The sequence below is a fragment of the Fictibacillus phosphorivorans genome (assembly GCF_001629705.1).
Classification (GTDB): Bacteria; Bacillota; Bacilli; order Bacillales; family Fictibacillaceae; genus Fictibacillus; species Fictibacillus phosphorivorans_A.
On the sequence record NZ_CP015378.1, the window covers coordinates 2,417,460 to 2,430,059 of the forward strand.

Annotated in this window: 17 protein-coding genes; 4 read left to right on the top strand and 13 right to left on the bottom strand. The window is 36.4% G+C overall.

Annotation, left to right across the window (positions count from 1 at the left end; translation table 11 throughout):
- The first annotated feature begins 43 nt into the window (after positions 1–43).
- A complete protein-coding gene (locus ABE65_RS12435) occupies positions 44–259 on the top strand; it encodes a hypothetical protein (RefSeq protein ID WP_066395347.1) in 216 nt (71 codons plus the stop codon).
- An 88-nt stretch (positions 260–347) separates the two neighbouring features.
- On the opposite strand, the gene ABE65_RS12440 is transcribed toward ABE65_RS12435, so the two are convergent.
- From ABE65_RS12440 to ABE65_RS12460, 5 genes are all read right to left on the bottom strand, one after another.
- Positions 348–665, bottom strand: coding sequence for a hypothetical protein (locus tag ABE65_RS12440; protein WP_066395349.1), 318 nt, complete (start codon positions 663–665; stop codon positions 348–350).
- A gap of 387 nt (positions 666–1,052) precedes the next feature.
- Positions 1,053–1,325 (bottom strand): hypothetical protein, encoded by a 273-nt coding sequence (locus ABE65_RS12445; protein ID WP_156499176.1) that lies wholly within the window; start codon positions 1,323–1,325, stop codon positions 1,053–1,055.
- Between the two features lie 251 nt (positions 1,326–1,576).
- On the bottom strand, positions 1,577–1,825 hold the full coding sequence (locus ABE65_RS12450; protein WP_066395353.1) for a hypothetical protein: 249 nt from the start codon (positions 1,823–1,825) through the stop codon (positions 1,577–1,579).
- Positions 1,826–2,014: 189 nt separating this feature from the next.
- A complete protein-coding gene (locus tag ABE65_RS12455) occupies positions 2,015–2,554 on the bottom strand; it encodes a GrpB family protein (RefSeq protein ID WP_066400127.1) in 540 nt (179 codons plus the stop codon).
- Between the two features lie 150 nt (positions 2,555–2,704).
- The gene (locus ABE65_RS12460; protein ID WP_066395359.1) at positions 2,705–3,616 is read right to left on the bottom strand and encodes an SDR family oxidoreductase; all 912 of its coding nucleotides are present in this window, start codon (positions 3,614–3,616) and stop codon (positions 2,705–2,707) included.
- An 85-nt stretch (positions 3,617–3,701) separates the two neighbouring features.
- On the opposite strand from ABE65_RS12460, the gene ABE65_RS12465 reads away from it, so the two are divergent.
- Together ABE65_RS12465 and ABE65_RS12470 are read left to right on the top strand one after the other, a co-directional pair.
- Positions 3,702–4,658 (top strand): helix-turn-helix transcriptional regulator, encoded by a 957-nt coding sequence (locus ABE65_RS12465; protein WP_066395363.1) that lies wholly within the window; start codon positions 3,702–3,704, stop codon positions 4,656–4,658.
- A gap of 235 nt (positions 4,659–4,893) precedes the next feature.
- Entirely contained in the window at positions 4,894–5,580 is a 687-nt protein-coding gene (locus ABE65_RS12470; RefSeq protein ID WP_082861572.1) for a CPBP family intramembrane glutamic endopeptidase, read from the top strand.
- A 51-nt stretch (positions 5,581–5,631) separates the two neighbouring features.
- On the opposite strand, the gene ABE65_RS12475 is transcribed toward ABE65_RS12470, so the two are convergent.
- A complete protein-coding gene (locus ABE65_RS12475) occupies positions 5,632–5,979 on the bottom strand; it encodes a hypothetical protein (RefSeq protein ID WP_066395365.1) in 348 nt (115 codons plus the stop codon).
- A gap of 541 nt (positions 5,980–6,520) precedes the next feature.
- Here ABE65_RS12475 and ABE65_RS12480 point away from each other — a divergent pair.
- Positions 6,521–7,024, top strand: a complete 504-nt coding sequence (locus ABE65_RS12480; protein WP_066395367.1) for a staygreen family protein — start codon at positions 6,521–6,523, stop codon at positions 7,022–7,024.
- A gap of 594 nt (positions 7,025–7,618) precedes the next feature.
- On the opposite strand, the gene ABE65_RS12485 is transcribed toward ABE65_RS12480, so the two are convergent.
- The 7 genes from ABE65_RS12485 to ABE65_RS12520 form a co-directional block, all read right to left on the bottom strand.
- Positions 7,619–8,089: a DinB family protein gene (locus tag ABE65_RS12485; protein ID WP_066395369.1), complete on the bottom strand. Its 471-nt coding sequence runs from the start codon at positions 8,087–8,089 to the stop codon at positions 7,619–7,621.
- Positions 8,090–8,139: 50 nt separating this feature from the next.
- On the bottom strand, positions 8,140–8,781 hold the full coding sequence (locus tag ABE65_RS12490; protein ID WP_066395372.1) for a CPBP family intramembrane glutamic endopeptidase: 642 nt from the start codon (positions 8,779–8,781) through the stop codon (positions 8,140–8,142).
- Positions 8,782–9,092: 311 nt separating this feature from the next.
- Positions 9,093–9,983 (bottom strand): alpha/beta fold hydrolase, encoded by an 891-nt coding sequence (locus ABE65_RS12495; RefSeq protein WP_066395375.1) that lies wholly within the window; start codon positions 9,981–9,983, stop codon positions 9,093–9,095.
- 389 nt (positions 9,984–10,372) lie between these two features.
- Complete coding sequence (gene kynA, locus ABE65_RS12505; RefSeq protein ID WP_066395379.1) at positions 10,373–11,221, bottom strand: tryptophan 2,3-dioxygenase; 849 nt, start codon at positions 11,219–11,221, stop codon at positions 10,373–10,375.
- 141 nt (positions 11,222–11,362) lie between these two features.
- Positions 11,363–11,551, bottom strand: coding sequence for an alpha/beta-type small acid-soluble spore protein (locus ABE65_RS12510; protein WP_066395381.1), 189 nt, complete (start codon positions 11,549–11,551; stop codon positions 11,363–11,365).
- Between the two features lie 126 nt (positions 11,552–11,677).
- Positions 11,678–11,866: a hypothetical protein gene (locus ABE65_RS12515; RefSeq protein WP_066395384.1), complete on the bottom strand. Its 189-nt coding sequence runs from the start codon at positions 11,864–11,866 to the stop codon at positions 11,678–11,680.
- Between the two features lie 65 nt (positions 11,867–11,931).
- Positions 11,932–12,558, bottom strand: coding sequence for a phosphatase PAP2 family protein (locus tag ABE65_RS12520; protein WP_066395387.1), 627 nt, complete (start codon positions 12,556–12,558; stop codon positions 11,932–11,934).
- Positions 12,559–12,600 lie beyond the last annotated feature (42 nt).

Below are 12,600 nucleotides of genomic sequence, written 5' to 3' on the forward strand. Positions count from 1 at the left end.
TGGTATACTTACTTATTCAAGGAATTCGAAGGGGTGGATACCTATGGAGATTACACGAGCTCATTTAGTTGAAGCTAAACGTCAACTTGACTCAACCATTCATAAACTAAAAGAAACCGTTAAAACGCTAGAAGGTAAAGAAAATCCAAACCGGTATAAGTCTCAGATCACCTTAGCGAAAAGACGTATAGAAGCATTCGAACTATCTGTGTATCTGATCGAGAGAGAAATTCGTAACTTAAGCGAGAAAAACAAATAATCATGCACAACAAAAAGGGACCTTAATGATAAGGTCCACTTTTTGTTTTCTTCAGTGTTTGTTCGTTAACTTTTTAAGATTTTTGTTATTATTGACCAGTTCCATTGCCTAATCGATTGCGTAAATGACAGTTTGGAGCTTCTGAAACCACTCGAACACTTTCTACTCTGTTTCTACAAAGTCTTCTCCAAGCATCATCATTTCTATAATGAGCCCAATTGCATCTGCTACACATTTCTCTTCTTAACTGACCTTCAGTTTGACGAAGTTTTACTTTTTTGTGACAGCCACATTCATGTTGTTCACGTTCAACGCGCTGCTTACATCCACATCCATGTCGCTCACGTTCAACGCGTTGGTTACACCCACAAGAATGATGACCTGAATTATTTCCAATCCAACCCATAACTAATCCCCCCTAAATTCCCGAAGGTATACCTTCGATTCCTATATTCTATGAAATCTCTCAGAAAGTGCTTGTACACCTATCACAGTGCCCATTCGATCCTGCTACATAAATGCATAAAAAAGGCGTTAATCCCCTTTGGATTAACGCCGCTCTAAATACTATTCAGGATATCTGCTCAGCAAGTCCTTCAACAATCTATATGTTCTTTAGGAATTTGAATAGAGTTGGGTATTGATGCTCTGGAATGTACTGATTAAAAAAATGTGTGGCAACTAGTACTAAAACGATTGTAAGAACGCTAAATAATGTAATCTCTTTCATCTGAGATATCTCCTCTTCTTTTTCTAAGTAGCAATAAACAGATTCCTACTTAAAAAGTCAGAGCTAACTGGATTGATAGAGGAAAGGATTAAGAAACAGTGCTTTCTTATGAGGATTTTCATTTGTTGACTTTAAATCATCTTTGTTTTCTACATGTACTTTTTTTACACTTCTGTTCTGAAATGGATTCAAAGCCTTTTGAACTTTTTTACTCTCAATGACGTTTTTCGTTATGATAATAGAAATGTCATCCGAAGCTATAGAGTGTGCCGCCCATTCATAAGCTACTTCAGAACCAGCACTCTCGGTATGAAAGTAGTTTGGGACGAAAGACATTTTCAGACATACACAAAGTAAAACGAATATCGAAAATACCCGCAATTTCTTAATCCCTCCCCTCTTTCAAAACTGTTTTAATTTTAGCACAATAAGTAAACTGTAAATATAGTAGAAAATATTAGAATAAGCAATCTATCAAAAGTGTAATAGCATACTTAAGAACGACTATAAAATTTGGTCGTTCACGTATGAACTTTTTCAAAAATTGTACAGATTAATAAATATAAAGATTTGATTCAGTCTTTCATTTAAAGTCCTGATTTACCTAAATTAATTGCAATGGTTAAAAAGCCTACGAAGATCAAACCATAAAAGATCAATAGAGTGGTTTTTGGACCACCTTTTTTACTCATTAAAGCTGTTAAGATAGATGTTATAACACCAATAAATAGAATGTTAGTTCCAACTTGCCCCGTTACTTTCCCTATCAAAAGCGACAAAATTAAGATTGTAAGGACGAAGATGGTAATTGATGCAAGCGGTAAATATTTTTTCAAAAAGTTCCTCTCCATTCTTTTAGTAAGTTAAGCCTTAACCATTGTTTCGACTAATTGCAGTAAATCAATCGGTACTTAAACCCCAATCACATTTTTTGATACACGTATAGTCAGCTCACTTTTAACTTTATAACCTTATTTCATCATATGATTAATGAGTCATTAAAAAACCTTAATAGAAATGCACCCTTAGCTTTTTAATACCCTATTAATAAATGCTGTTTTTCCTTCTGTATATCTCTCGCGGTCAGTAACATACGCTTGTGCTAAATGACTTTTTAAAGCAGTGTATTCTTTCACTAGGTGTGCGTTGGCTCTTAACTTATCTCTGAATTCCAGAAGTTGATTCCATCGTTCTTCTCCATCTAACATGAGATGTAAATGTGCTATTCGTTTGTCGTTCTCCACTTTTACAAAGAATCTACGCCAAGGCTGCTTGTCTAGTTCAGGAGGTACATAATGCCAATTGTGTGCATAGAGAGTCTCTTCTATTTTGTTAATTTGTTTAAATGATGGAATCGAAGCCATTAAGTCGATAATTGGTTTTGCTGGCAGGTTAGTTATAGAGGTACTTCCTATATGTTCTACCTGGTTAACCCCAAATGATGAAAGGAGATAAGATAGTTCTTCCCTTTCCGAAATACCTTGTTTTTCCCGGTTAGGATCTGGTTTTTTTACCTCTATTTTTTCGTATGCCCATACTGGAATGTTTTCGTTACCAATACCCATATATTCTAACCACTCCTTATTTTCTATAATTGTTTGTTTTATAAGTTCCATATAAAAAAGCGTTAATCCTTTTGGAATTAACGCACTTGTGTCTATAACGTTTGAGTAATTATGCTCAATTCTCCATTAGTTAGAAAATCTCACATTTATTTATTTATATCCCTCTACATTCGCTGGCTTACCTGCCTCGACGACTTCCACCAAATATCGGAAACAATCAGGCTGTGAGCCATCTAAATCATAAAAGTCATATTTCTTAGCCAGGTCTCCGCTAGAGAAAGATTGTCCATTTAGTTCATGTCGGTTATCATCCATCGCTAATGCTGCTACGGCTCTTCCAACAAAGCGGGGTGTTTCAGATATGGCAAAGTTCGGATCTTTCTCAATGCCATCTTGCCAATTTTCTTCTGTCACCCCGAATACTTCAAGCATGATTTCTGAACGCATCCAGCCGGGTGACACGGAAACCGCTGTACACTTATACGGTGACAGTTCGTGCGATAGCGCTTTTGCCATTCGGTTAACCGACGTTTTAGCTAAATCGTAAAACATGGACACTCTATAGTTGTTCTCATTGTATTCTTTTGTCCCATCTGTCATTTCGATCACGAGTCCGCCTTCGTTCTTTATCAACAAGGGAAGCGCGTAATGACTAGTAATGAGATGAGTATCAACAGCTAGACGTAGCATGCGTAATCCTTTTTCAAGGGAATGTTCCCACACAGGTGTACTCCATTCAATGATATTCTCTCCGCCCCAAATATCGTTCACTAGAATATCTAGTCTACCTTGTTCCTTTTCAATACGTTTTACTAAAGCTTCAACCTGTTCTGCAACAAGATGATCGACTTGAACTGGGATTCCAATGCCACCTAGTTCGTTTACTAATTCTGCCGTTTCCTCAATGGTTTCTGGTCGGTTGTATTCAGATACCGAGTTACGTGTCGTTCTGCCTGTGATATAGACAGTCGCTCCTGCTGCTCCCAATTCCATCGCAATCCCGCGTCCTGCTCCACGTGTTCCTCCGGCTACTAGTGCAATTTTTCCTTCTAAAGGTTTCATTTGCATTCACTCCTTTTTTGATCTATCTTTAGTTTAACCTTAAAAGGTGACATCCAATGTCATATTAAAAATTAGGAGTGAATAGATGAGAGCAGACCGTTTGATCAGCATCTTATTGTTGTTACAGAATCATGGGAAAATGACAACAAAGGCATTAGCCAACGAATTAGAAGTAACAGAGCGAACGATCCACCGTGACATGGAAGCGTTAAGTGTTGCAGGAATTCCTGTACTAGCCGATCGAGGCAAACACGGTGGATGGCGGCTTGTGGATCAGTACAGAACACGCTTAACTGGATTGAAAGACAGCGAATTAAAAACGTTGTTTCTTTCCCCTTCTTTTCAGCTTCTAAGTGATCTTGGCTATACAAAAGACTGGAAAGAAGCACGGCAAAAGCTGTTAGCCGCTCTTCCAAACACACTACAATCACAAGCGGATAACTTATGGAACAGAATCCATATTGATATAGATCCTTGGAAACAATCCAAACACGAATCGATTGCACTTAATCAGCTACAGCAAGCACTATGGGAAGATCGTAAAATACGTATTGCTTACGAAAAAGCAAACAAGGATTCATCAGAGAGAATCGTAGAACCATTAGGGCTCGTCGCAAAAGGACGTACATGGTACCTGATTGCGGTATCGAATCAAGAGATCAAAAATTTTAGAGTATCTCGAATAAAGTCAGCTGTGTTGTTGAATGAAACATTCATCAGACCAGCTGATTTTCAACTTGCTGATTTCTGGGCTGAATCGAAACAGAATTTTGTTCGGAATTTACCTGTTTTCGAAGTTGAAGTTGAAGCATCTCCATCAATTATAGAACGCTTATCCTTTAGCGGTCGCTTTGCACAAGTTGTGAGTATGGATTCACCGAATGAAAACGGATGCTTTCCCGTAAAACTGACCTTTGATACAAAGCAAGAAGCTGCATCTTATATCATTGGGTTTGGAAATCAGATGAAAATTATTTCTCCTTCCTCATTGATAGAATCGGTAAAAGTAATCGGAGAGTCTGTACTATCGCTTTATAAATAGACCTTTAAGATCCATCGACACGCTAAGAAAAAAGTTGATAAGTAACTGAAGTGTTAAATTTAGGAAGGTTTTTTGTAAAAAAATGTAGAAATATATGTACTTGGAGATTTTGTTTGTATTGATAAAGGAGAGATCCGTTATACAACTCGTGAAAAATAATTATGCACTCATTTCTTTAACATGCTTATTTTTTCTAGGCATTATCTTTTTTTCGTACAGGATGTTCAGTTTAGGTATGCTCTCAGTATTATCTTTGTTTGTACTATATAGAATTAACTTTAAACATCGACCTACCGTATCCCTCTTCGTCTTCTTTTTGTCTGGGTTTGTATTATTCATTTTAGGAAATGACGTAATCGCTCAGTTTGGGATTTCTAAAGAAGCAAAGATTGTGCTAAATCGGAGCCTCTTATTCGTTCTAATACTAGGAACAGTTATCTCTATTAGAAGGACTAAAGAAGGAGTAAACCTTTATACGGTGATGCCAAACTGGAATAGTCGTATCGAGTTTCCTAATCATACCATTAAGACTTTAACCTTTTTAGGGTTTGGTTTATTAGGATCAATGACCATATTCTTTCCCCTCCTTTTTATGGAGAGTACAAGTTTTTCGCAATCTCTTCTTATCTTTGCACTGGTCTTTTCTCTGATTAATTCTGTACTGGAGGAATTACTTTGGAGAGGGCTATTGTTATCATCTTTAAAAAAGTACGTTTCAACCTTTTATGCCGTTCTCGTTACTAGTATCGGGTTTGGGCTGCTACACCTATCCATCGGCATTCCTATTCTAATGAGTCTATCCTTTTCATTTGGAGGGCTATTTTATGCTTTGGTGGTGTTAAAGACAAAGAGTATCTATCCCGCAATCCTGTTTCATTTTGTCATAAACATAGGGATGGTTCTTAACGGGTGGATTTTGTAATTCTCAAAAATTTTATAAAGAGTACCCTGCTTGCGGTACTCTTCTCGTTAGTTATTTACCTGTTTCCTTAAATGCGTATTTATAGAGGGTTCTGAAATAGACGAAGAGAAAGATCAAAACCACTAATGAAGCAAATATGAATTCATCATTGGAATGAATTCGCATGTATTTCTCTTTCGAAACCAATAACATGAAACCCATCGTGTAGAGAAGGTCAAACATAAAGAAAATTCTCCAAAAGCTCTTTCGAAAGATTTCTTTTTTGTAAACATATCCGTAGATACCTAAAAGACCTATCACAGTTATGATCAGATTCATTAACTCACGGAAATTGCTCATATCAATCCACAGAAAATTATAGGTGGAAATCAACAAGAAAAACCAAAAGTATATCTTCAAACATGCACCTCTTTCTTCAGGTTCTAGAGAGATTATCCATCATATACCGATTGTGGCGTTTTGGTTCATGTGTTTAAATAACTGGTTGTTTAATTGATGCATCAATAGAATGAAATAAAAAAATACATCCTCTCTACTTGTAACAGGTACTCTTTTTGAGGTGAAAATCGTACTTGGTAAACCCGTTTGCATAAATAGCATAAAAAAAAGACCAGGTTTTGTCTGGTCATGTAGATTTTTTCAATATTCATTTAAAGAAAAATAGCCCAATAAATTTTCATTATTAAAAACTTTCTTAAAAAAAATTCTTTCCTATGTCCCAAATCTCTTATGTATATATTCAGTTTCCTTCTTGGAACAACGCACCCGTTTTTGATGATCTTATTCAACTCAAGCCCCGTTCATACAATAAGACACAAGAATTTCACATACTTAACAGGCACCATCAAGTCATTTTGTTATACACACACACATAAAGTAATACATATAAGTATTTATTTTATACGGACTCAAGCAGATTCATCTTAAAAGGGGGGATTATATGTCCGCTTTTAATCCACAGAAATTATTCGTAAAACTTATTCCACCTACTACTTTCATTCAACCAGTTGAAGGAAGGAAATATACTCTCACGCATTCAGATATTACAGCAGAATTATTTTTGGCTATAGGATATGTGTACAACTATAAATCAATTAACCCCGTAATGCGTGACGAAGTATTAGCAGAATGGAAAAAAGATTTACATAGACGTTTTAATTTAGTCGGAAAAGCGTATGTAGATGGTGGGGAGTTCACTCAAAAAGTTGCAGAAATTCGTTTTAAGACTTTCAAAAAACAAATGACTCTTGCACTTAGTGGAATTATCTATGGTGACCGTCCATTTTACACAAACTATCCCGCTCTCGTTGATGCACCCATTTTTATTCATTATTTATCCACTTACCCAGAATATAGGCAGGTCGCATTTTATGGTACACCTCGCCAATATTTGAACCCATCTATCCATTCTCCTGACCTTCCCAATCATCTAAATTCACCTTAGCCATGCTTTCTCAATTCCATTAAATCTCTTTAAACCAGTATTCAGTTGCTATTCCAAAATCTAGCCCGATTGTTTAATAGTGGTTAAAAATGCTTTTTATTAAGCGGAACATCATTCTTGGAATAAAAGTTAAGATATTCCATAGCAATTCAAATAATAATTCACTTGTAATTTCCCTGAACAACCCTCTAATAGATCTCCTGTATCTGCCTTTGCTCATATTCATACTTCTCCTACTACATATGTCATTTTCTTACCTTTATCCACTCGTATTTATTCCACGCAGCACATTCTTAACATAATGATATATTCGATTTTACCGTCTTTTAATCCTTTTCCGCTAAAAATGGCAAGTCAATTGACAAGTGAATTTCCATACCAAAGTGACAATAGTTATTGCACTATTGCTAAAATACGTGCGAATTGGGGGCTAATTAGGTGAGAAAAGCGGTTTTTTATCAAAACCCTTATATATCAAGAAAAAATCGCAACGAATTAAGTTGCGATTTAAAGTGCTAATTACTATGCGAATTGAATTGTTTTTTCTTATTTTCTCCCTCAAAAGAGAATTCGTTACTCTTTATCCCTCTATCTTTAATCCCATACTCTTATTCGAGGGACATTTGCTGACCTTAAGTAATCCAATAATTGCCCAGTATGAACAGACTCATGATAAGCGATCCTTAGCAGCATATCTCCGAGATCTCGAATATAGCCTGATTCTGAACGATCGATTTTTATCTCTGATAAATCTTCTTCAGAAAATGATTGTACGGTATGTATAAAATCATTTCGGTATGGTTCGGCAAATATCAATTCGTTTTTCACAGTGGTATATGGTTTGTTTTCAAAGGGAGATTCAAAGCTTTCTAAACTACCTCTATTCTTAATGGCCAAGTGATAATAATGCTCACTTTCTAGGACATGGCGTATCATTTCTAAACAACTCATTGCTTCAGAGTCGGGTCTCCAATGAAGCTTTTCTTGAGGAATAGATGTCCAAACTTTAATACTCCTTCTTCTTACTTCATTCAAATTTAAGATAAGCAGATTGATAGAATTCATTAAAGTTCCTCCTATGTACAGTGGTATAACAATTATAAACGTTTATCTTTCTAAAATATAAAAAAAGATATGAGTATAACACTAAACACATTTGCTATAAAATGTGAGATCGTACTTATCCAAGCATTGTTCGTTTTATAAAAAATAACGCCATAAATGACACTGTTGATGAAAATGAAGAAAATATCATAACTGACCACAACAGCATTACCAACTGCGAAATGGCCGAGCGAGAATATATTTGAAGTCAAAATGATCGTGGGAATGATAGGTATATACTTACTTAATTGATTTTGGAAAAACGCACGCCATGCAATTTCTTCCCCTAATGCTAAAACGGCAAGTTGTAAGACGAGCAACAATAATTTATCAAAAGAGATTACAAACTGTGTTCTACTATGAATATGGTCAATGAATTCTGGTAGGAAAAGAGCTGCTAAAGCAAAGCAAATGATGTTCATCACTAAAGGTAAAGCAATCCAAAACCATATTGCTTTCTGTTTTACATATGTACGTATCGCTTTAATGTCTAACCCATCTGTATCTCTCTTACCAAATCTTCTATGGATAAAGAAAAACGTAATACCCAAAATTACTGATAACCCTGCAATACTAACCCCAACAAGATTAGAAAATGAAACAATCGTCATTAGGATTAATCCCACAACAACCATACTTCTGTTTAAATTCAAATTTTTGCTCTCCGATCCCTTACATCCTTTATGTACAAACTATCTTTTGACATGGACTACATAAATGGAAAATTTTTGATGATACGAGCGTAACATAGTTAACAAACATTGTGAACGAATAACCTTCAATATCACTTACATGGCCGGTTCTAAAAGATAACTTCAATATTGGTATTTACGTTAACCTAGCCAGTTATTGTTATAAGCAATAACTCCTAGAATGGCACCTATACATCCTCCAAAAATGGCCGCTACTATCTGCTTTTTCAAGTTGTTTCCCCCAATCTACTCATGTCTATCGTTGAAGCCTGTTAGGACTTAAAAACGGATTCTTTAAAGCTAGTTAAAATGGACTTCCAAACTTCGTCACTTTCAGTTAAAAAATGTCCAGCCTCTTCTAGATAATGGGTTTCTACTTGAGGAATTTTGTTAGCCAAGTTTCTCACCTCAATGAAAGATGAAAATGTATCTTTCTCTCCATGCCAAACGATTACTGGAGTAGTTAACTTCTCTACTTTAAAACCCCAGTCTTTCGTTAATAATTTGCTCTCATCGATTACTCCATCTACTCCTTGTCGGTAAGCTTCCTTAGAATGGAGCACTCCATTTTCAAGAACTTCATCCCTTTGAAGCATATTGTTATCCCAATCTGAGAGATAAGAACCACCTTTTCTCAAATTTTTTATGTACAACTCTGGCTTCTGATCGATCAATTTTTTCTTTAATTTTTCTAATTGCTTAAGTAACCACGGACAGTACTTCGTCATATAAAAACCGATTCGATTCTCTTTTGACATCGTTGTTGGAGGTTTTCCATTTTCAAATGGTGTTGCCGTACCAACCAACATACACACCTCAACTTGGTTGGGAAGTGCATACGTAACAGCTGCAGCAAATGCTCCACCTCCTGAAACACCTAATACGGAGAAATTTTCTAACTCTAAATGCTTTGCTAGTTCTTCCATATCTTGAGCATAATCAAGTAGTTTAAAATGATGTTTCTTATCTGAAAGACCGTACCCAGGACGATCAGTAGCAATCAAAAAAATTCCTAATTCTTTAGCGATTGAATCATCTTCTGTAAACCACACTCTTGACCCTGGCGTTCCATGAAATAAGAATAATGGAATACCTTTTAGGTCTCCATATAGGGAATATCCTAATTGTCTTCCGTCAGATAAAACCATGATGTTTTCATTCATAGAGAATCTCCCTTATCATGAGCTATTTTAGAAGTTTGAAAATAAGAGAACGTAGTCTTCTATGTCTTAAGTTTAACATTGCGTTTTGTGATTTTAATCCATTTTTATGTCTTTTTATGTAATTTTGTATTACATTTTATGTTAAAGGTTTATACAAAAAGGAACGGAGGGGAATTGTTATAAAATTGGTGATGCACTCATTACTAACTTTCGTAATCGTATTTCTAATAAATTGGTTCTGGACTGAGCAAAGTTTTATCTTGAAACCACTTGTTATAGGCGTGGTTTGTGGTGGAATTTTTTATAGCATTGAAAAGATATTTAAAAAGAAAAATACTAGTAAAGAAAAAAAGCGTACTGTGTAAACAGCACGCTTTTTTCGAAAATGGTTAAATACTCGTACGAAGATCCCAAAGCTCTGGGAAGAAGCGTTGATCTAATACTTTCTTAAGATAGTTCACGCCTGAAGATCCCCCTGTTCCTACTTTAAAGCCTATGATGCGTTCTACGGTCTTCATATGTCGGAAACGCCACTGCTGCAACCAATCTTCAATATCTACAAGCTTTTCAGCTAATTCATACAGATCCCAATACTTCTCAACATTTCGGTACACTTCTAGCCAAGCTGCTTCTACCGATGCGTTATATTCATAACGCTTCGTCACATCACGGTTCAGTACTTCGTCGTCGATGTGTAGTCCGGCTTTCGCGAGTGCCTGAATGGAAACGTCGTACAAACTTGGTGTGTGAAGTGCAGCTGTTAGCTGTTCGTGAAGGTCAGCGTCTTTTTTGTAGATTTCCAAAATGTGCGGTGTCTTATAACCGAGTGCAAATTCAATCATGCGATATTGATACGATTGAAAGCCTGATGCTTGTCCAAGCTTATCGCGAAACTCCATATATTCTGCTGGCGTCAAAGTAGAAAGTACATCCCATGATTCGATGATCTGAGACTGAATCTTAGAAACTCGCGCAAGCATTTTAAAGGCTGAATGAAGGTTTCCATCTTCAATGGAAGAAATCGCTGAACGCGTCTCGTGAAGGATGAGTTTCATCCATAGCTCTGATACTTGGTGGATAATTATAAACAACATTTCATCATGATGACCGGATAGCCGTTTCTGACCTGACAAGATCTTATCTAGGTTCAGGTACTCGCCATACGTCATTGAATTGATAAAGTCTGTGTGAAGTCCTTTTTCCGTTTCTTTGCTGTCCAATTTTTTTTGCTCTGTCATTGAAATCCACTCCCCCGACAAATTACTAGTATGTCACCGCTTTCATTATACATGATTCTTGTGGAAGGAACGGATCATATTTAGACAAAAAAAATAAAACCCGGAACGAATTCCGGGTTTTTCTTACAAGGAGGTTACTGATTAACGAAGTCCGCCTAGCGCTTGTGCTACAAGACGCTTAGTGATTTCGCCACCTACAGATCCGTTTGCACGAGAAGTTGTGTCTGGTCCAAGATGTACTCCGAACTCAGCAGCGATCTCTTGTTTCATTGCGTCAAGAGCTCCTTGTGCTCCAGGAACCACGATTTGGTTGCTGTTATTACGTGCCATGCGATTTCCCTCCTTTGGGATAATATGTACGAAAAACTTATTTGTTTTCCGTTAAATGTAGTATGGGTTAAATCTGAAAACCTATTCATAGAAATATAAATTTTTTCAAAAAAAAACAAGAACTCGTCATAAGTCCTTGTTCTTCAGCTCTTGGCTTAACAAATCTTCTTCTATTAATTGTGCTCTCTTTAACTCTTTTGCAGAATGTTTCTTAAAAAAGACTACCGTTCTCCAAGCAAAAATCGTAAAGAGAGCAAGCGTAATCAAAGCCGGTATGTACTCAAGTTTGTTCTCTGGAAATACGATTGGTAACATATCTTTGCACCCTTTCGGTAAACAATTCCGTCTTATTATACCAAATTCGCACAATAATTGATATGTTATACAGCGGTATTTGTGTTGTTTCTGTTAACGCTTTCTAATTGTTTCGCACTTTTATCGGTAAGTTTGCTAAGTACGATTACCGTAACAATACCGAGCGCAAACCCTGCTAAGATATCAGATGGATAATGAACACCGACATAAACACGGGTTAATCCAAGTAAGAAAGGAAGGATAACACCTACAACTAAGATCCAGCGCTTTTGAAACCTTTGGTAGACAAGAACCGCTGCAAACAAATAAAACGTTGTCCCTACCATGGCGTTACCACTCGGAAAACTAAATCCGTCTTCTTCAAGAAGGCGGAAATCTAACGGCCGTTCTCTCTGAAACATGGATTTCACTAGCAAGTTCAGACCATAAGAAACCAGAATACTTCCAATCAACAACAAGCTATTTTTCCATTGTTTCATTTTGAAAAGTACAATCGCGCCGAGTAAGCAGAGTCCCGCGAGCACTTTGGCGTCCCCTACGTGAGTGAAGGCTAGTACGATTTCATTTAACCAATCTCTTCGGAGATTTAAAATAAGCTCTCTCAAACTCGAATCGAAAGTTGTTATGAAACTTGAGCTGTAAAACGAAAGACTGACAAAGATTAAAATACATAAACTCAAAGTTATTTTCATTATTATTCCCCCTACTTCTCATATTACTTCACGTCATCCAAT

What these genes read in the sequence shown, in the direction of transcription:
- kynA (WP_066395379.1), bottom strand. Translation starts at nt 11,221, where the DNA reads ATGACAGAGCAAAAAAAATTGGACAGCAAAGAAACGGAAAAAGGACTT.
- ABE65_RS12440 (WP_066395349.1), bottom strand. Translation starts at nt 665, where the DNA reads ATGGGTTGGATTGGAAATAATTCAGGTCATCATTCTTGTGGGTGTAAC.
- ABE65_RS12455 (WP_066400127.1), bottom strand. Translation starts at nt 2,554, where the DNA reads ATGGGTATTGGTAACGAAAACATTCCAGTATGGGCATACGAAAAAATA.
- ABE65_RS12485 (WP_066395369.1), bottom strand. Translation starts at nt 8,089, where the DNA reads ATGAATTCTATCAATCTGCTTATCTTAAATTTGAATGAAGTAAGAAGA.
- ABE65_RS12480 (WP_066395367.1), top strand. Translation starts at nt 6,521, where the DNA reads ATGTCCGCTTTTAATCCACAGAAATTATTCGTAAAACTTATTCCACCT.
- ABE65_RS12460 (WP_066395359.1), bottom strand. Translation starts at nt 3,616, where the DNA reads ATGAAACCTTTAGAAGGAAAAATTGCACTAGTAGCCGGAGGAACACGT.
- ABE65_RS12465 (WP_066395363.1), top strand. Translation starts at nt 3,702, where the DNA reads ATGAGAGCAGACCGTTTGATCAGCATCTTATTGTTGTTACAGAATCAT.
- ABE65_RS12510 (WP_066395381.1), bottom strand. Translation starts at nt 11,551, where the DNA reads ATGGCACGTAATAACAGCAACCAAATCGTGGTTCCTGGAGCACAAGGA.
- ABE65_RS12470 (WP_082861572.1), top strand. Translation starts at nt 4,894, where the DNA reads ATGCTCTCAGTATTATCTTTGTTTGTACTATATAGAATTAACTTTAAA.
- ABE65_RS12495 (WP_066395375.1), bottom strand. Translation starts at nt 9,983, where the DNA reads ATGAATGAAAACATCATGGTTTTATCTGACGGAAGACAATTAGGATAT.
- ABE65_RS12435 (WP_066395347.1), top strand. Translation starts at nt 44, where the DNA reads ATGGAGATTACACGAGCTCATTTAGTTGAAGCTAAACGTCAACTTGAC.
- ABE65_RS12520 (WP_066395387.1), bottom strand. Translation starts at nt 12,558, where the DNA reads ATGAAAATAACTTTGAGTTTATGTATTTTAATCTTTGTCAGTCTTTCG.
- ABE65_RS12515 (WP_066395384.1), bottom strand. Translation starts at nt 11,866, where the DNA reads ATGTTACCAATCGTATTTCCAGAGAACAAACTTGAGTACATACCGGCT.
- ABE65_RS12445 (WP_156499176.1), bottom strand. Translation starts at nt 1,325, where the DNA reads ATGTCTTTCGTCCCAAACTACTTTCATACCGAGAGTGCTGGTTCTGAA.